General features: G+C 65.2%; 2 protein-coding genes. Both read left to right on the top strand.

The features are described from left to right. Window positions 1-167 precede the first annotated feature (167 nt). A complete protein-coding gene (gene rpsJ / locus AB0I03_RS26995) occupies window positions 168-476 on the top strand; it encodes a 30S ribosomal protein S10 (RefSeq protein ID WP_003948644.1) in 309 nt (102 codons plus the stop codon). Between the two features lie 14 nt (window positions 477-490). Further along, window positions 491-1,110 (top strand): 50S ribosomal protein L3 (gene rplC / locus AB0I03_RS27000; protein ID WP_360417463.1); only part of this gene is annotated, 620 nt, incomplete at its 3' end.

Raw genomic sequence — 1,110 nt, forward strand, 5'->3', positions numbered from 1 at the left:
CTTCCAGGCGCCCGGTGGGTGTTCTTCCCCCACGTTCTCCTCCTCGAGGGATCTTCCATGTGGAGATTTACGAGAAGGGGTGCGACACGCCCGACCGCGTGGGTCGGAGAAGAACGGTGACCTCCCGGGTCCCAGAGCGTTACGAGAGACAGGACTACGAAGTAGCCATGGCGGGACAGAAGATCCGCATTCGGCTCAAGGCCTACGACCACGAGGTCATCGACTCCTCGGCGAAGAAGATCGTCGAGACGGTGACTCGCACTGGTGCGTCGGTCGCGGGCCCGGTGCCGCTGCCCACTGAGAAGAACGTGTACTGCGTCATCAAGTCGCCGCACAAGTACAAGGACTCGCGCGAGCACTTCGAGATGCGCACGCACAAGCGCCTGATCGACATCCTCGACCCGACGCCCAAGACCGTTGACTCGCTGATGCGCCTGGACCTTCCGGCCGGCGTTGACATCGAGATCAAGCTCTGAGAGGCGCGGAAGAGATGGCTAAGCAGATCAAGGGGCTCCTGGGCGAGAAGCTCGGCATGACCCAGGTCTGGGACGAGAACAACCGTGTCGTCCCGGTGACCGTGGTGAAGGCCGGCCCCTGCGTCGTTACCCAGGTGCGCACCAATGACCAGGACGGCTACGACTCCGTCCAGATCGCCTTCGGCGAGATCGACCCGCGCAAGGTGAACAAGCCCCTCAAGGGCCACTTCGCGAAGGCCGACGTCACCCCCCGTCGCCACCTCGTCGAGGTCCGTACCGCCGACGCGAGCGAGTACAGCCTCGGCCAGGAGCTCAGCGCCGACGTCTTCGAGGCGGGCGTGAAGGTGGACGTGACCGGCAAGAGCAAGGGCAAGGGCTTCGCCGGTGTCATGAAGCGTCACGGCTTCGGCGGTGGCAAGGCTTCGCACGGTGCCCACCGCGTGCACCGCAAGCCGGGCTCCATCGGTGGCTGCGCCACCCCGGGCCGCGTGTTCAAGGGCATGCGGATGGCCGGCCGTATGGGCAATGAGCGGGTCACCACCCAGAACCTGACCGTCCACGCCGTTGACGCGGAGAAGGGTCTGCTGCTCATCAAGGGCGCAGTTCCTGGTCCGAACGGCGGCCTCGTCCTGGT

The organism is Glycomyces sp. NPDC021274, assembly GCF_040641195.1.
GTDB lineage: Bacteria > Actinomycetota > Actinomycetes > Mycobacteriales > Micromonosporaceae > Glycomyces.